Here is a 16,965-nt window from a genome sequence, read left to right on the forward strand (position 1 = left end):
CTTCCTATCTAAAATTGATTTTTAAATTAACTAATTAGTAGCCATTTTTTCATCGTAGTAACATTATTATAAGTTAAAAACATCATAGTTTTATCTGATTTAAATGAAAATTTTGTTAATTTTATCATTAACATTACTATATGCGTGAATCCCCTATGTTACTTCCATATTTTAGTTTTAATATTAAAACTAAATATTGTTATATAAAATAATACATTAAAATACTTTTCATGAATCCGGATAAGTAATGTTTAAAAAACAACAATTTTACTACAGTAATCAAGAACAGTTTTCTAAATTAAGTTACTGCAGAAAATATAACTCTGGCGCAATATCCCTACCAGCTTTCATTCCAATAGTAACTCCATGATATAACATCAAAGATGAAATCCCTCAACTTAGGTATTTGACTTTTTAAATTTATACAAATGTCTTAGCTCTATGTACTGTGATATATAGGTCCACATCAATATGTTATTGCATCATATACTGAACAGATAATTTAAATTACTTTTATAAAGGATGATGAGGATGAACCTAGAAGATATACAAAAATCCTATGGCGTAATTGTAAGTTTAGGAGGATTGTGTCAAGTCACCAACCAAATCAAAAGACACAATTTAAGAACATTTTCTGGACCTTTAGATTGGTTTTATTATCCATCACTTTCAGATGTAAACAGATTACTTCAAAATCGATTTAAAAAATTTATGAAGTTGGAAAATATGATTATAGAAGGTTCAGAAAGTTACGGTCTTATTGAATCAGAATTTGATAATCAAATTAAATGGGCAGAACGAATTACCTACTGTATAAAGGACACTTATTATAATTGTTTTTCAATGCATGATTTTCCTATTAATTCAGAAAAGGATTTGAAATCAACCTATCCTTCTTTTAAAGCTAAATTAGACACTAGAATTAATCAATTCCTTGAAAAAATAAATAGTAGTGAATCCATTTTATTCATTAGAATTTGGGGAAATCGAGATGAAGCGGTTGAATTACAAAACGTATTATCTAAAATTACAAATAAGGATTTTAATATCCTTATTGTTAATTTCAAGGAGGGTATATCTAATATTGTTGAACAAAATTGGGGAATATCGCGGGTTTGTTCAATTGAACTCCCACGTTATCAGGATAGATGGGAAGGTGATGATTCCGATTGGGATGTTATTTTAAACAAAATAACATTAACTTAATAATTTTCTTCTTACTTTTAACATGATTTGGCCCGTAAAATCAAATAGGTGTAGAGAAATAAAATTCCTGTCTAATTGATACACACTTAATTAACAAAACGTTCATATAATAATTCGTAAGTCCTTCTTTATTGAATAAATAGTTCTTTACAAAATTAGTTCTATCACTAGAGCACCTTTATGTGAACTGCACCCCAATTGTTAGACACAGTCTAACAATTGGGGGTGCAGTTTTTCTATGGCTAAATTTACAGCTGATGAAAAAATACAAATCGTTCTACGTTATTTGAACGGAAATGAAAGTTATCGAGAAATGGGTAGATCGCTCGGTATAAGTGACACAATCATTTTGAATTGGGTAAACCAATATAAACAGAATGGTCTGGAAGCTTTTCTAAAACGATGTACAAATTACACACAACAATTTAAACTAGATGTACTAAACTTTATGATTGAAAACGGTATGTCCTTATTTGAGACGGCAGCTATCTTTAATATTCCTGCCCCTTCAACGATTTCTGTTTGGAAAAAACAGCTCGAAACACAAGGAATTGATGCCCTTCAATCTAAGAAAAAGGGGCGTCCATCCATGAAAAAAGATTCAAATAAACAATTAAAACAACATTTAGCTGAAGGGTCAGTCGAGGCACTTGAAGCACGCATTAAACAGCTTGAGATGGAAAATGAGTACTTAAAAAAGTTAAATGCCTTAGTTCAAAACAAGGAAAAATCACAAAACAAGACAAAGCGCAAGTAGTCTATGAATTAAGGCATAAATATTCGGTGAAGGCACTCGTGGAGCTAGCTACTATTCCTCGAAGCACGTATTATGATTTAGTAAAGAAAATGAATCGTCCAGATGTAGATGCCGATTTGAAAGCTGAGATTAAAGCGATTTATGAGGAAAATGAAGGTCGTTATGGTTACCGTCGCATTCGTGATGAGTTAACGAATCGTGGCCAGAAAGTGAACCACAAGAAGGTTCAGCGCATTATGAAAGAGCTTGAGTTAAAGTGTGTCGTGCGTATGAAGAAATATAAATCCTATAAAGGAAAAGTCGGTAGAATTGCACCTAATATTTTAGAGCGTAATTTTCATACAGATGCACCGAATCAAAAGTGGGTAACAGACATCACAGAGTTTAAATTGTTTGGAGAAAAACTGTATGTATCACCTGTATTAGATTTGTATAATGGTGAAATTATTACCTATACAATTGGTTCTAGACCGACGTATTCGCTTGTTTCAGACATGTTAGAGAAAGCATTGGAACGTTTACCTGAAACGCACCAGCTACTGATGCATTCGGATCAAGGATGGCATTATCAAATGAGACAGTACGTCCGTACTCTTGAATCAAGAACTATCGTCCAGAGTATGTCTCGAAAAGGCAACTGTTACGACAACGCAGTAATAGAAAATTTCTTTGGGATTATGAAGTCGGAGTTCCTCTACATAAAAGAATTTGAAAATGTAGAGCACTTTAAAATAGAATTAGAAAAATATATAGATTATTATAATACGAAACGGATTAAGGCAAAATTAAAAATGAGCCCGGTACAATACCGGACTCACTTTTATCAAGCTGCCTAATGAAATAACCGTGTCTAACTTTTAGGGGTCACTTCATTCCCATCGTTTGAGAATAGCTCTTTTTTGTGTTGCATAATGGTAAATGAAATTATATCGGCGGTTTTTTAAATATATCAGCGATTTTTTTAATATATCGACTTACCGACACATAACGACAAAGTAAGAGCCCTCTAATCATATAGAGGGCTCTTACTTTATCTAGCTGCAGCGGCTAGAATGATCGGTGGCTTCCGCTTTTATTTTATCCAGTTACGCCTCCTAGACCCTTGCGTCTAAGAACCTTCCCTGCCAAAAGGTAAAAAGCACCTTTTGCAGGAAAGAACCTTAGTCACCGGGTCTAAACAGTCGGCTTCACTTTTATTTCACCCAACCGAGCAGCATTTCCCGCACGAATTTGCTTGCTGCGACTGGTGTTTGATCACTATGGTCGTAGACTGGAGCTACTTCTACTAAGTCTGCTCCAACTACATTTATATTTGAATTTGCAATTGCTACGATGGAATCTAATAATTCTTTAGATGTGATACCGCCAGCTTCTAACGTTCCTGTTCCTGGAGCGTGAGCTGGGTCTAATACATCAATGTCGATTGTGACATAAACTGGGCGGCCAGCAAGTTTCGGTAATACTTCTTTTAACGGTTCTAATACGTCAAATTTGTATAAGTTCATACCTACTTCTTTCGCCCATTCAAATTCTTCCTTCATTCCAGAACGAATTCCGAAAGAATATACGTTTTCCGGACCAATTAAATCACACACTTTACGAATTGGTGTAGAGTGGGATAAAGGCTCCCCTTCATACGATTCACGTAAATCAGTATGAGCATCCATGTGGATGATTGCTAAATCCGGATATTTTTTTGCCATTGCCTTAAAAATTGGCCAAGACACTAGGTGCTCACCGCCGAGACCTAGTGGAAACTTATCGGCATCTAAAAGTTTTGATACATACTCTTCAATCATGTCTAAGCTGCGTTGTGCGTTTCCAAATGGTAATGGGATATCACCCGCATCAAAATATTTTACCTCTTCTAGTTCACGATCTAAATACGGGCTATATTCTTCAAGACCGATTGATACTTCACGAATACGTGCAGGGCCAAAACGAGATCCCGGACGGTAACTTACTGTCCAATCCATAGGCATCCCATAAATAACTACCTTTGACTCTTCAAAACTTGGATGACTTTTAATAAATACTTTACCTGAATAAGCTTCATCAAAACGCATATTCTTTTCCTCCTTATGTGGAACTTAAGGTATCCCAACCTTTCACTATTTCTCAAATTTGGAGCGAATTGCTCCTCTTTCTCGATTTACCGGGTCTTCTTTTTAACAACAAGAAGACGATTTTCTCTACAGAAGTGTAAGTAGCTAGCATGTTCAAGTCTTCTGGACAAACACCTTAAATGAGCTACTTACACTTTATTTGTTTGATACAATTCTCTTACTTAATTAAATCGCCAACAAATTTCGGTAATGCGAATGCTGCATTGTGTAATTCTTTTGTGTAGTATTTCGTTTCGATTTCGTGGAAACGCTCTTCACTTACTTCTAATGGATCATGTTTTTTAGATCCAATTGTGAACGTCCAAAGACCACTTGGGTAAGTTGGAATGTTTGCTGTGTATAAACGAGTAATTGGGAAGATCTCTTTTACGTCTTTAAACACAGTTGTAATTAGTTCTGGTGTAAACCAAGGGTTGTCCGTTTGTGCAACGAAAATACCATCTTCTTTTAACGCTTTTGAAATTCCAGCGTAGAAGCCTTTTGTAAATAGGTTTACTGCTGGTCCTACTGGCTCAGTAGAATCTACCATAATTACATCGTATTCATTTTCGCTTTCTGCGATATGTAGGAAACCGTCTCCTACTTTTACTTCTACACGCTCATTATCTAATGCGCCTGCAATTGATGGTAAGTATTGTTTAGAGTACTCAATTACTTTTCCATCGATTTCAACAAGAGTTGCTTTCTTTACACTTGGGTGTTTTAACACTTCGCGAATAACACCGCCATCGCCGCCGCCAACAACTAATACGTTCTCAGGATTTGGATGTGTAAATAAAGGTACGTGCGCTACCATTTCGTGATAAACGAACTCGTCCTTTTCTGTTGTCATAACCATGCCGTCTAAAATAAGCATGTTTCCGAACTCTTCCGTTTCAACCATATCTAGTTTTTGGAATTCTGTTTGCTCCGTATGTAATGTGCGGTTAATACGCGCCGTAATCCCAAAATGTTTTGTTTGTTTTTCAGTGAACCATAGTTCCATCGTACAATCACGCCTTTCAATGCAAATTTATAATAGGGACATCATTAATGTCCCCTAACAAAAATAAAACAAAACATCCAAAATGTATAGTTAAAAGTACAAAAATACCGAAAATATATTTTAGTCAGAGGGTTCTAACATATGTGCGGAAAGGGTTTGCACCGTAAAAGGAAAGAAAACCCTTTCTTAAGAAAGGGCTTTTGTCTCTATTTCTACTGGTTTACGAATTGGAATTAGGATCATAATACAACCAACTAACACAACAATTCCACCTACTAAAAACGGACTTTGTGGTGAAACAGTATGACCGATAATTCCTGATAAAATTGGAGCAATCGCACCACCTAACCAACGAACAAAGTTATAAACACCTGACGTAACAGATCTTTCATAAGGTGAAATATCCATTACATAACTTGTATATAATGCATTGTTTAAGCCAGATGCCAATCCTGATAAAACGATAAGAGTAATTTGTAACCACATAATTTTCACAAAGAATAGTGCAATTAAGAAAATCGCAAATACGAGTAAACTACCCTTTAATAATGTTTTTGGTTCATATTTCCCTTCTAGCTTATGTGCTAAAATTGCAGAACCGTAAGCTAACGCGAGCCCCCATCCGCAAAATACAAAGCCTAATTGAATAGCTGATAAATGCATAATAAGTGGTGAATATGCTAACACAACGAAAAATCCGTAGTAGTATAACATTCCTGAAATCGCACCTTGCATAAACGGTTTATACTTCACCAGGTTAAGTAATTCTCCTACCCCAGCAGCCTTACGCTTCACTTTTCGCTCCGGTTCTTTTACAAAAAAGAATACTAAAATAAATGCTAAGAAAATTAAAATACTTGTCGCGAAAAACGGATAACGCCAAGAATGACCACCTAATATCCCGCCTAATAATGGTCCGCCAGCCATGCCTAAACCGATAGCTGCTTCGTATAATCCTACTGCTTCATGAACTTCTTTACTTAATGCTATTAATAGCGTCATTGCTGTAGCAAAAAACATCGCATTTCCTAATCCCCATCCAGCGCGGAAAAGAGATAATTGAGCAATCGTTTGCGATATACCGCATATAAACGCAAATACAGTCACAATTGCAAGGCCGATTGTCATCATTCGTTTATCACCAAATCTCGATGCAAATATACCAGCTGGTAACATCATGATTGCCATCGTTAAAATATAAGCGGTAAATAACATTTCAACTTGCCAATGCGTTGCACCGATTTTCTCAGCAATAATTGGCAAAATTGGGTCAACTACCCCTATACCCGAAAAGGCAAGGAAGGTAGCCACCACTGTAATCAATCTCCCTAGTTTTTGTTTGCTCTCCATTTTGATTACTCTCCTTTTGTGTTCTCTAAAAATGTTACTGCACGATGTAAACTATCTTCGAGTTCTGCCTTTACACGTTGCATTTGCTCCATTTTTTCGTCTAGCGTTTGCACTTGTTGTTCAAGCATATCTTTAATTTCTTGAATCACTTCACGATCACGAGGGTTCTCGCTATTCCTTCTTTGTTCCATTCTTTCTTTTAATGATAAAAAATGTTGCATTTCCTGAAGTGTGATTCCTAGCACTTCTTTCGCTTCTACAATTCTTTTAATTCTTGCAATATCCTCATCCGTATACAGACGAATATTCCCCTCACTACGTTCTGGGGGATGAATTAAACCAATTTCCTCATAATAACGAAGTGTACGTTTTGTTAAACCGACTTGCTTTGTTACTTCATCAATTTTATACATGTTTATTCCTCCCTTCACTTAATTATTACATTTTACGTTAACGTTAACTTTTGTGCAACTGTTAGACTTTTGTAAATGTTTGTCATATTCAATTGTATTTTCCCTAAAGCAGTTTCATAATGAAAGAAAAGAGATAATAAGGAGAATTTCACATGAGTAAACCACTTATTTTCGCTCACCGCGGAGTAAAAGGAACACATCCCGAAAATACGATGATTGCCTTCCAAGAAGCAGAACGCATTGGCGCTCACGGAATTGAACTCGATGTCCACTTATCAAAAGATGGTGAACTTGTCGTAATTCACGATGAAACCGTCGATCGTACAACAAATGGCGTTGGACTTGTTTCGGAAAAAACGGTAGAGGAACTACAATCATTGGACGCTGGTAGCTATAAAGACCCTTCTTTCCATGAAGCAAAAATCCCAACGTTGCGTGAGGTTTTCATTTGGCTTTCCACAACGAACTTACAACTAAATATTGAATTAAAGACAGATGTTATTCATTACCCAAATATTGAGGAAAAAGCTGTTGCACTTGTGCGTGAATATCATCTTTCTAATCAAATTGTATTTTCATCATTTAACCATGACTCTGTTTCATTATTAGCAGAAATTGCTCCTGAAATCCCAAGAGCAATTTTATATGATACACCACTTGCTGATCCAATTGCCGAAGCAAAACATAGAGAAGCAAATGGATTACATCCAAACTTCCAGTTATTAACGAAAGAATTTGTGCAGTTAGCACAAGAGCAAGGGTATGTTTTCCGTCCATATACAATTAATGAATACAAAGATTTACAAACTATGATTGATTATGGTGTAGATGTCATCATTACTGATTGGCCAGCACGTGCCTTTGAGCTCCTTTCTTAATGGAAGGGGCTTTTTTATTTTCGAAATTTCATTGTTTAAAATAAATGAAAACCCTCAATACTAATACAATAACGCTTGTATTAATGAGGGGCTGAAAAAAGATGGATCAAACTATGAATCCAAAACTTAAAAAATATAAACGTCTTTTCTTCACCGCAATGTTTTCTTGCGTCCTTTTCTTCGTTTTTTCTTTTTTTGTTATTATTATAGTTGCAAAAATTATGGGACCTCCTCCTGTTGCGGTCCCGCAAACAAGCGTCTTTTACGCAAATGATGACACTGTTATAGGACAAAGTAATGAAATGCAAAAACGTTACAATGTATCTCTTAATGAAATTTCACCTTATGTAAAAGAGGCGACACTATCTATTGAAGATCAACGATTCTACAAACATCATGGCTTTGATATGAAACGTATTGCTGGTGCCATTGTTGCCGATTTAAAAGCGATGGCAAAAGTCCAAGGTGCTAGTACGATTACACAACAGTATGCTCGTAACCTTTACTTAGATCATGATAAAACGTGGAAACGTAAACTATTAGAAGCAATGTACACAATTCGCCTTGAGGTGAATTATAATAAAAATCATATTTTAGAAGGATATTTAAATACAATTTATTACGGACATGGCGCTTATGGCATCGAAGCTGCATCCCGTCTATATTTCGATAAAACGGCAAAAGAGTTAACATTAGCAGAAGCTAGTATGCTCGCAGGTATCCCGAAAGGGCCAAGTGTCTATTCGCCCTTTTTGAAAGAGGATCGTGCGAAAGGACGACAAGCTCTCATATTAGATGAAATGGTAGAACAAGGATATATTACGAAGCAACAAGCAGCCTTAGCGAAGAAAGAGCCACTAACTTTTGCCTCATTAGATACGAAAAAAGTAGCAGAGGTCGCACCATATTTCCAAGATGCTGTACAAGCTTCGCTCCTTCGTGATGTTGGATTAGACGAACAAGCTTTACAACGGGGTGGCTTGCGAATTTATACAACGCTAGACCCTAAACTACAAGCTGTAGCAGAACAAGCTGTAAAAGATCACATACCTGACACAACAAACATACAAACTGCTCTCGTCTCTATGAATCCAAAGACAGGTGAAGTGGCTGCTCTTGTTGGTGGAACTGATTATACTACAAGTCAATTTAACAGGGCTACACAAGCCATTCGTCAGCCTGGTTCTACATTTAAGCCATTTCTATATTATGCGGCATTAGAACGAGGATTCACGCCTGCTACGCGCTTAAAAAGCGAATATACTGTATTCACCTTAGGTGACGGCGTTTCAAAGTATAAACCGAAGAACTATAAAGATTATTATGCAGATGATTTCGTAACGATGGCACAAGCTCTCGCAGTCTCTGATAACATTTATGCTGTGAAAACGAATTTGTTTTTAGGCGATGACGCGCTTGCAAAAACAGCGAAACAATTTGGAATTAAAAGTGCATTAAAAGATGTTCCTTCTCTAGCTCTCGGTACATCACCAGTAAAACCAATTGAAATGGTTAACGCTTATAGCATGTTCGCAAACGGTGGAAAAGAAGTAAAACCTACTTTCATTCGCCGCATTATGGATCATGAAGGAAATATATTATACGATGCTCATTTAGAGAGTAAACAAGTTCTCGACAAGAGCAAAGCGTTTGTAATGGAAGAAATGATGACTGGTATGTTTAATAAGAAACTAAGCAGCTATGCTGCTGTAACTGGTCAATCGATGTTATCCAAACTATCAAGAACATATGCCGGCAAATCTGGTTCTACTGAAACGGATAGTTGGATGATTGGATTTACTCCGCAAATCGTAACTGGTGTGTGGGTCGGATATGATCAACCTAAATCTATTTCAAACGTAGCAGAACAAGGATATGCGAAGAAAATATGGACTGATACGATGGAGAAAGGGTTAGATGGACAACCAAAAAAAGAATTTAAACAACCAAGTGACGTCGTAGCGGTTAATATCAATCCAGAGAACGGTAAAATTGCTACAAAAAATTGTCCTATTTCTGTGAAAATGTATTTCGCTAAAGGTACCGAACCGACTGAATATTGTATGGATCACGTCGATGATAAAGAAGAATTTGAAAAAACGACTGAAGAAAAGAAAAAAACAAGTTGGTGGAAAAAATATCTTCCTTGGTAAAAAAATAGCTGACGGGCATCCGTCAGCTATTTTTTATTCACTTAATAATGCACAGCGCAATTCTTCACTAGATTCGTTCCAAATCGCTTCATTATGTTCTTTCAAGAACGTACCAAGTACTTTTTTAGATGATTCATCCATATGTTCAACCATAATGTGACGCTTCAATGATTTATCCATTTTATTTACGTGCTCTGGAAGTGATTTATATCCGCGGCGAATTTCACGGTCTACTGTCATTTCACAAGCTGTTACACCTGCGTAATACGCACCTGTCGCAGTTCTTTCAATCGTTACCCAAACAAGCCAAAATGGTTTTCCGTTTGGAACTTCATCTTTATTTGTTAAAAACTTAATACCTTTTTCTACTGTACTACGCGCGTGCATCGCACCAATATCAACGAATGCAGTTTTCTCTAGTACATCAACAAATACAGGTGAAATGTTTTCTAAGCTTAATGCCCCAACACCAAATCCACCATGTCCATCTGTTGAATCATTTTTCACGATATTAAAACCGATTTTTTTCTTTTTCTCTGTCATATGTAAAATCCTCCTCACTTAAAAATTATAAAAGGCCAAAAATAGGCGCAATGATGCTATCTAAAAATACAAATACATGCGGAATAACTACCTGGAAAATAGGTTGAATTGTGTAATTACTAAGCGGTGTAATAACGAGAATTAATAACGCAATTGCCCCGTATTTTTCATACTGTGTCATTTTCGCGCGAATATTTGCTGGCGCTAAATCTTCCACTACACGATACCCATCAAGTGGCGGGATCGGTAATAAGTTAAATACAAGTAAAACGATATTCAGCATAATAAAAATCTGGAAAAATTGAGCTAACGTATCTGCTACTGCAGATGGAATTGAGTATAATACACCAAATTTTAATAAGCTATACCAAATAATTAAACCAATTGCGCTTAAAATTAAATTACTAATCGGCCCCGCAATTGAAACTAATACACCTGCAAGACGCGGTCTTTTAAAGTTATATGGGTTAACAGGAACCGGTCTTGCCCAACCGAATCCAAGAATTAATACTGCAATCAAACCTATAGGATCTAAGTGTGCCATCGGTGATAAAGTCAAACGACCTTGTCTCTTTGCTGTATCGTCTCCAAATTTATATGCTACATATGCATGTGCAAATTCATGAACTGATAATGCGATAATAATGGCCATTGCTACCAAAGGAATTTGGTGCAACGGGTATCTAAATAACTGATCCATGCTTCATCTCCTCTTCCATATGTCAAAAAAAGAAATTATTTGTTTTTTCGATTGTTCTTCCCTATAATCCGCTATAATAAGAGTGTAACTTACATAAAAGGAGCGATTGTACATGCCATACGTAACAGTGAAAATGCTAGAAGGACGCACAGAAGAACAAAAGAAAGCTCTTGCTGAGAAAGTAACAGCAGCAGTAAGCGAAACAACTGGTGCTCCTGAAGAAAACATCGTTGTTTTCATCGAAGAAATGTCTAAAAACCATTATGCAGTTGGCGGAAAACGCTTAAGCGACAAATAATTTCAAGTTTTTTCATAAGAAGCAGCCATTAGCTGCTTCTTATTTCTTTCCTTCTAACAACTCAATAATTCTCTCTTTATATTTTCCTTTTCTTCCATCTTCATAGATTAAATCATGCGGATAGAATAGCTTTTGATCCGTTCTTTTCTTACCTGTAATCGCCTCAACAATATCCGACTCACGTGAAAGCTCTCTAAGCTCTCCGTTTGGCATAAGAAGTAGGATTGGTAGACGCTCTTCTTCTTCTCCTGCACGATAAAAGTCATACGGTAAGTCTGATGTTGAATCGACTACTAAATAATACTCCGGATCAAGTCCAATCTTTTTAAATAAACTACTTAATTCCATCCAATTATCTAAACCGTGTTTATCTGTAAACTCTACATATTTAAATAGATTTCGATTCATAAAACGGCGGCATAAATCGCTTAAAATTGGATCTTCTTCTTCCTGCCATACTTGGAAGTAGTAATACATAACGTTCTCGTCTAACTTTAAATAATCCTCTACTGTTACTTCTTCTTCAAATAAAGAATAGAAATGAACAGGATGATTTTTAAATGTATAATACTTCTCGTGCAGTGATTTCGCACGGTGTAAAATCTTCGTTAAAATAACTTCTGCACTTCGCGTTACCGGGTGGAAATATACTTGCCAATACATTTGATAACGACTCATAATGTAATGCTCAACAGCATGCATACCACTATTTTTAATGACTACTTGATTCCCATACGGACGCATTACACGCAGTATACGTTCCATATCGAAGTTTCCGTACTTTACGCCTGTAAAATAAGCATCTCTTAATAAATAATCCATACGATCCGCATCAATTTGACTCGAAATCATACTAATCGCTAATTTATTAGTAGACGTTTTTGCAATTACATCTGCTACCTTTTGTGGAAACTCCTTATCAACACGACTTAATACATCATTAATCTCCGTATCGCCTACGATAATCTTTTGCGTAAATTTCTCATGATCTAATGAAAATACTTTTTCAAACGAGTGAGAAAATGGGCCGTGGCCGACATCATGAAGTAATGCCGCACATAAACATAACAATCTATCTTCAGCATTCCAATTTGGTCTGCCATCAAACACATCATCAATCATACGACGAATAATTTCGTATACACCTAACGAATGAGTAAAGCGACTATGCTCTGCACCGTGAAATGTAAAAAATGTCGTTCCAAGCTGCTTAATACGGCGCAAGCGTTGAAATTCTTTCGTTCCGATTAAATCCCAAATAACACGATCACGCACGTGCACATATTTATGTACTGGGTCTTTAAACACTTTTGTTTCGCTGAGTTTGTCGTTTAAATATACCACTTTCCGACATCCCCCTTTCTTTACTACATTCTTACTTTATATTATAAACGAAATGAGAAACAGAAAGAAATGAAAGACTGTATTAATTCCCTTTATAAAAAGAAAAAATCACCTTTACCGAAGTAAAAGTGATTTCCTTTATACATTATTTACCTAAAACGAATTCAGCAACTTCGTCTAAGATCATATCTTTCCCTAGTGGGAAGTAACCTTTGTTTAAGTCTTCATTTTTAATTGTAAATACGTGGTTATTTTTAACAGCGTTCATGTTTTTCCAAATTGATTCTTCTTGGAATTCTTTTAAGCGCTGAGAACCGTCACCAGTTGTAAATACGAATAAGTAATCTGGGTTGTAATCGATTAAAGCTTCTTTTTGTACTTGTACTAACGGTTTATCAGTTGGTGTACCTTTAACTGCCGGTAGTTTTAAATCATTAAAGATTACGCTACCGTAACCGTAGTCACCGTATACGCGGAAAGCATTTGGATATGCAGCCATTTTCATAAATGTTGCTTCACCAGTTTTAGCGACGATTTTGTCATGTAATTTGCTTGCTTTTTCATCATACTTTTTGAACCATTCTTTTGTTTCTTTTTCTTTACCGAGGATTTGACCTACTTCTTCGAATTTTGGACGCCATTGATCTAACGGAGTGTTTAACATAACTGTTGGTGCAATTTTAGATAATTGGTCATAAATCTTTTCTTGACGATTATTTACAAGAATTAAATCTGGTTTTGCAGCAGCTACTGCTTCGATGTTAATTTTATCGCCCCAAGCAGAACCAACGGGTTTAACGTCTTTTAGTTTCTTTTCAATATGTGCATCAATTTTTTCTTGAGATGTATTAGCAGTAATAACCGGTTTCATACCGAAAATTAGTAATTCTTCTGTTGAACCACTAAGGTCAGCAATTTTCTTTGGGTTTGCAGGAATTTTAATTTCCCCTTTTGCATGTTTTACAGTGCGCTCTTCAGTCTTTGCATCTGCTTTCTTTTCTTCTTCTTTGTTAGAACAAGCTGCAAATAGTACAGAAGTCACAACTAGTACCATTGCTAATAGTGCCATTTTAAAATTCTTCATGTTCCCACTCCTTCTAGCTGTATTTATCTTATAAGTTACAATGAACTATAAGAAACAAAGATAACAATTAATTAATATATATTTATTAACTGTTGTTAATAACCCATTCTAACGGGCGTTCAACTTCCCATTCATATATAAGAAGCTCAACGTCCATTAGAAGCCCCCTCTTTACGAGGGGGTTCTACTTATGCTTTTTTACGCAATTGATTACTAATCATCGCTAAATCATATGTTAAACAAATTGGCTTACAGTTTACTGGACATGGAACGATTTGAGCTTCAATCTCAAATACGTTACGAAGTGTTTCACTTGTCATAACTTCATCTGGTGTTCCTTGTTTCATTAACTTACCTGCTTTTAATGCAATCATATGATCAGAGAAACGAGAAGCGTGGTTTAAGTCATGGATAACCATAACAATCGTTCTACCTTCTTCTTCATTTAACTTTTTCAATAAGTTTAATACTTCTAATTGATGAGCCATATCTAAGTACGTTGTTGGTTCATCCAATACAAGTAATTCTGTTCCTTGTGCAAGAGCCATTGCGATCCAAACACGTTGACGTTGGCCACCTGATAGCGCTTCTGCTGGACGATTCGCAAATTCTTTCATTCCTGTCACTTCAAGTGCCCAGTTAATGTAGCGATAATCCTCTTCTTTCAACGTGCCAAACCCTTTTTGATGAGGGAATCTTCCATATGACACAAGCTCAAATACAGTAAGACCCGTTGGCACTTCTGCAGTTTGTGGTAAAATCGCCATTTTCTTTGCAATTTCTTTCGTTGGCTGTTTCTCAATTGCTTTTCCGTCAAGATAAACAGTACCTTGCTTTGCCTTCAAAATACGAGACGCCGTTTTTAATAATGTGGACTTCCCACAACCATTTGGTCCAATAATTGTTGTAATTTTCCCTTCCGGAATTTCAACTGTTAACCCGTCAATAATTAAACCTTCATTATAGCCAACAGATACCGCATCCACCGCTAAAGTTGCCATACGAAAAGCCTCCCTTTATTTTGTCCTCATAAGTAAATAAATGAAATATGGTGCACCAATTACAGAAATAACAAGACCGACTGGTATTTCTGAAGTTGTTAATACACTTCTTGAAATTACGTCTGCAAATAAAAGTAAAAACGTTCCTATTAGCGCAGCTGTGGGCAACATAATTTGATGTTTACCACCAACAAGGCGCCTTGCTAAATGCGGGGCCATTAAACCGATAAAGCCAATTCCGCCTGCAACAGCAACAGATGCACCTGCTAAACAAACTGCAATAAATAATAATTTACGTCTTTCTTTTTCTACGTTTACACCAAGGCCAACTGCTGTAGAATCGCCTAGGTTCATTACATTTAATATGTGTGCTTTACTTATAGCAAGCGGTAAGAAAATAACCATCCATGGAAGTACACTTAATACGAATTTCCAATCTGTACCCCATAGACTTCCCGCCAGCCAAATCGTAGCAAAACGAAAATCGTTAGATGTCATCTTCATAGAGAAAATTAAACTAACAGCTCCAAATCCAGCTGCAACGGCAATACCGACAAGTATTAATCGAGTCGATGAAACGCCGTCTTTCCATGCTAGTAAATAAATAATTACCGCTGCTAATATCGCTCCAACTAGTGCGAAGAATGGAAGAATGAATACAGATAAAAATGTACCAGTCCCTACTTTCCCGAAGAAGAAGTAGACGAATATAACAACTGTTAATCCCGCTCCAGCATTAATACCTATAATACCTGGATCAGCAAGCGGATTTCGTGATAAACCTTGCAAAATCGCACCTGACATAGCTAAAGCAGATCCGACTAGTATAGCAATTACCATACGCGGCATACGGAATTCAAATAAAATAACAGACTGATCTTCAGCCCCTAGTCCAACCAATGACTTTAATACGTCCATTGGCGGGATTTTAAAAGTTCCTGTATTTAAACTAATAAGAAATATAGAAACGATTAGTCCTACTAAAATCGTTAATATAGAAATGTTCTTTTTTGTTAAGACACTCGTCCTCACATCTTTCCTCTCCCTTCATTACGTGCTAAGTAGAGGAAGAATGGAACCCCAATTAGCGCTGTAATTGCTCCAATTGGCGTTTCAAATGGCGGGTTAATAACGCGAGATAACATATCTGCACATTCAATTAACAGCCCACCTAAGACCGCAGAACATGGAATAACCCATCTATAGTCCGAGCCTACAAGAAAACGAGTCATATGCGGAATTACAAGACCAACAAATCCAACTGATCCTGCCATGGAAACTGCGGAACCCGTTAAAACAAGAACAAGTACTGTTCCGATAAATTTAATCAATGTCGTATTTTGACCAAGTCCAATTGCAATTTCTTCACCGAAGCTCAAAATTGTAATATATCTCGACATCATAATTGCGATAAAAAGACAAACAAGGCCAATTGGCACTAACATATTAATACTTTGCCATTTCACTCCAGCAACTCCGCCTGCATTCCACATGCTTACCTCTTGGGCAAGATTGAAATACAATGCGATTCCAGATGAAATTGCCCCTAATAAAGCACTAATAGCTGCACCTGCTAAAGCTAATTTCACAGGTGTTAATCCACCTGGTGAAGAAGACCCAATTCCATATACAATGCTTGCACCAAACGCAGCTCCAATAAAAGATGCGATAACAAACATTAAATAAGGTGAATTAGGAAAAAATGCATACATAATTGCAATTCCAAATACAGCCCCATCTGTAATCCCCATTAACGATGGTGAAGCAAGTGGATTTCGCGTCATACCTTGCATAATTGCTCCTGATACCGCTAAAAAGGCACCTGCAACTACGCCCCCTATTGCTCTAGGCATGCGAAGCTCTTGAATTACATTATGATGTGTAATAGATCCATCAAACTGAAATACAGCTTGCCATACAGTCTTTAAACTAATATCTGCAGCCCCAAAAGAAATAGAAACTGCCATGCTTAAAGCTAACAAAACTGTACCCGCTACTAAAATAATAGAAGCGATAAGCGGTCTGCTCTTAATCTCTTTAACATTCTCTTCTTGCTGTTCTATACTGCTTGCGCTCGCTTCCATCCCTCAACCATCCTAACTAACAACATATATTTATTGAAATGAA

General features: G+C 36.4%; 16 protein-coding genes. 5 read left to right on the forward strand and 11 right to left on the reverse strand.

Annotated features, from left to right (window positions below; all coding sequences use genetic code 11):
- Nucleotides 1-531: 531 nt before the first annotated feature.
- The gene (locus tag EBQ15_RS12375; RefSeq protein WP_001047148.1) at nt 532-1,206 is read left to right on the forward strand and encodes a papain-like cysteine peptidase; all 675 of its coding nucleotides are present in this window, start codon (nt 532-534) and stop codon (nt 1,204-1,206) included.
- Nucleotides 1,207-1,444: 238 nt separating this feature from the next.
- A protein-coding gene (locus tag EBQ15_RS12385; RefSeq protein ID WP_085966828.1) for an IS3 family transposase occupies nt 1,445-2,799 on the forward strand; the annotation gives its coding sequence in 2 pieces (ribosomal slippage) (nt 1,445-1,898 and nt 1,898-2,799; 1,356 coding nt in all).
- A gap of 357 nt (nt 2,800-3,156) precedes the next feature.
- Here EBQ15_RS12385 and speB read toward each other — a convergent pair.
- From speB to EBQ15_RS12405, 4 genes are all read right to left on the reverse strand, one after another.
- Nucleotides 3,157-4,029, reverse strand: coding sequence for an agmatinase (speB, locus tag EBQ15_RS12390; RefSeq protein WP_001209831.1), 873 nt, complete (start codon nt 4,027-4,029; stop codon nt 3,157-3,159).
- 217 nt (nt 4,030-4,246) lie between these two features.
- Entirely contained in the window at nt 4,247-5,074 is an 828-nt protein-coding gene (gene speE, locus EBQ15_RS12395) for a polyamine aminopropyltransferase (protein WP_000424696.1), read from the reverse strand.
- Nucleotides 5,075-5,260: 186 nt separating this feature from the next.
- Nucleotides 5,261-6,424, reverse strand: coding sequence for an MFS transporter (locus EBQ15_RS12400; protein ID WP_000444233.1), 1,164 nt, complete (start codon nt 6,422-6,424; stop codon nt 5,261-5,263).
- A 5-nt stretch (nt 6,425-6,429) separates the two neighbouring features.
- Complete coding sequence (locus tag EBQ15_RS12405; protein WP_000276562.1) at nt 6,430-6,837, reverse strand: MerR family transcriptional regulator; 408 nt, start codon at nt 6,835-6,837, stop codon at nt 6,430-6,432.
- 152 nt (nt 6,838-6,989) lie between these two features.
- Between EBQ15_RS12405 and EBQ15_RS12410 the strand changes: the two genes are divergently transcribed.
- Both EBQ15_RS12410 and EBQ15_RS12415 read left to right on the forward strand, forming a co-directional pair.
- Nucleotides 6,990-7,715: a glycerophosphodiester phosphodiesterase gene (locus tag EBQ15_RS12410; RefSeq protein WP_000042786.1), complete on the forward strand. Its 726-nt coding sequence runs from the start codon at nt 6,990-6,992 to the stop codon at nt 7,713-7,715.
- A 101-nt stretch (nt 7,716-7,816) separates the two neighbouring features.
- The gene (locus tag EBQ15_RS12415) at nt 7,817-9,868 is read left to right on the forward strand and encodes a transglycosylase domain-containing protein (protein WP_000372965.1); all 2,052 of its coding nucleotides are present in this window, start codon (nt 7,817-7,819) and stop codon (nt 9,866-9,868) included.
- A 33-nt stretch (nt 9,869-9,901) separates the two neighbouring features.
- On the opposite strand, the gene EBQ15_RS12420 is transcribed toward EBQ15_RS12415, so the two are convergent.
- Nucleotides 9,902-10,411 carry a YwhD family protein gene (locus tag EBQ15_RS12420; protein WP_000136680.1) on the reverse strand — a complete coding sequence of 170 codons (510 nt, stop codon included), beginning with the start codon at nt 10,409-10,411 and terminating at the stop codon, nt 9,902-9,904.
- Between the two features lie 25 nt (nt 10,412-10,436).
- Entirely contained in the window at nt 10,437-11,111 is a 675-nt protein-coding gene (locus EBQ15_RS12425) for a site-2 protease family protein (protein WP_000372456.1), read from the reverse strand.
- Between the two features lie 112 nt (nt 11,112-11,223).
- On the opposite strand from EBQ15_RS12425, the gene EBQ15_RS12430 reads away from it, so the two are divergent.
- A complete protein-coding gene (locus EBQ15_RS12430) occupies nt 11,224-11,409 on the forward strand; it encodes a 2-hydroxymuconate tautomerase (RefSeq protein ID WP_001147171.1) in 186 nt (61 codons plus the stop codon).
- A gap of 39 nt (nt 11,410-11,448) precedes the next feature.
- Here the strand turns inward: EBQ15_RS12430 and EBQ15_RS12435 are convergent, their stop codons facing one another.
- From EBQ15_RS12435 to EBQ15_RS12455, 5 genes are all read right to left on the reverse strand, one after another.
- The gene (locus EBQ15_RS12435; protein ID WP_000262730.1) at nt 11,449-12,753 is read right to left on the reverse strand and encodes an HD domain-containing protein; all 1,305 of its coding nucleotides are present in this window, start codon (nt 12,751-12,753) and stop codon (nt 11,449-11,451) included.
- Nucleotides 12,754-12,898: 145 nt separating this feature from the next.
- On the reverse strand, nt 12,899-13,837 hold the full coding sequence (locus EBQ15_RS12440; protein WP_000787725.1) for an ABC transporter substrate-binding protein: 939 nt from the start codon (nt 13,835-13,837) through the stop codon (nt 12,899-12,901).
- A gap of 188 nt (nt 13,838-14,025) precedes the next feature.
- A complete protein-coding gene (locus tag EBQ15_RS12445) occupies nt 14,026-14,838 on the reverse strand; it encodes an ABC transporter ATP-binding protein (RefSeq protein ID WP_000212068.1) in 813 nt (270 codons plus the stop codon).
- A gap of 15 nt (nt 14,839-14,853) precedes the next feature.
- Nucleotides 14,854-15,870: a FecCD family ABC transporter permease gene (locus EBQ15_RS12450; protein WP_001260757.1), complete on the reverse strand. Its 1,017-nt coding sequence runs from the start codon at nt 15,868-15,870 to the stop codon at nt 14,854-14,856.
- Nucleotides 15,867-16,922, reverse strand: a complete 1,056-nt coding sequence (locus EBQ15_RS12455) for a FecCD family ABC transporter permease (RefSeq protein ID WP_000388296.1) — start codon at nt 16,920-16,922, stop codon at nt 15,867-15,869. Before EBQ15_RS12455 ends, EBQ15_RS12450 begins: the two co-directional genes overlap by 4 nt.
- Nucleotides 16,923-16,965 lie beyond the last annotated feature (43 nt).

The sequence above is a fragment of the Bacillus sp. 2D03 genome (assembly GCF_003946765.1).
GTDB lineage: Bacteria > Bacillota > Bacilli > Bacillales > Bacillaceae_G > Bacillus_A > Bacillus_A cereus.

What these genes read in the sequence shown, in the direction of transcription:
- EBQ15_RS12375 (WP_001047148.1), top strand. Translation starts at nt 532, where the DNA reads ATGAACCTAGAAGATATACAAAAATCCTATGGCGTAATTGTAAGTTTA.
- speB (WP_001209831.1), bottom strand. Translation starts at nt 4,029, where the DNA reads ATGCGTTTTGATGAAGCTTATTCAGGTAAAGTATTTATTAAAAGTCAT.
- speE (WP_000424696.1), bottom strand. Translation starts at nt 5,074, where the DNA reads ATGGAACTATGGTTCACTGAAAAACAAACAAAACATTTTGGGATTACG.
- EBQ15_RS12400 (WP_000444233.1), bottom strand. Translation starts at nt 6,424, where the DNA reads ATGGAGAGCAAACAAAAACTAGGGAGATTGATTACAGTGGTGGCTACC.
- EBQ15_RS12405 (WP_000276562.1), bottom strand. Translation starts at nt 6,837, where the DNA reads ATGTATAAAATTGATGAAGTAACAAAGCAAGTCGGTTTAACAAAACGT.
- EBQ15_RS12410 (WP_000042786.1), top strand. Translation starts at nt 6,990, where the DNA reads ATGAGTAAACCACTTATTTTCGCTCACCGCGGAGTAAAAGGAACACAT.
- EBQ15_RS12415 (WP_000372965.1), top strand. Translation starts at nt 7,817, where the DNA reads ATGGATCAAACTATGAATCCAAAACTTAAAAAATATAAACGTCTTTTC.
- EBQ15_RS12420 (WP_000136680.1), bottom strand. Translation starts at nt 10,411, where the DNA reads ATGACAGAGAAAAAGAAAAAAATCGGTTTTAATATCGTGAAAAATGAT.
- EBQ15_RS12425 (WP_000372456.1), bottom strand. Translation starts at nt 11,111, where the DNA reads ATGGATCAGTTATTTAGATACCCGTTGCACCAAATTCCTTTGGTAGCA.
- EBQ15_RS12430 (WP_001147171.1), top strand. Translation starts at nt 11,224, where the DNA reads ATGCCATACGTAACAGTGAAAATGCTAGAAGGACGCACAGAAGAACAA.
- EBQ15_RS12440 (WP_000787725.1), bottom strand. Translation starts at nt 13,837, where the DNA reads ATGAAGAATTTTAAAATGGCACTATTAGCAATGGTACTAGTTGTGACT.
- EBQ15_RS12445 (WP_000212068.1), bottom strand. Translation starts at nt 14,838, where the DNA reads ATGGCAACTTTAGCGGTGGATGCGGTATCTGTTGGCTATAATGAAGGT.
- EBQ15_RS12455 (WP_000388296.1), bottom strand. Translation starts at nt 16,922, where the DNA reads ATGGAAGCGAGCGCAAGCAGTATAGAACAGCAAGAAGAGAATGTTAAA.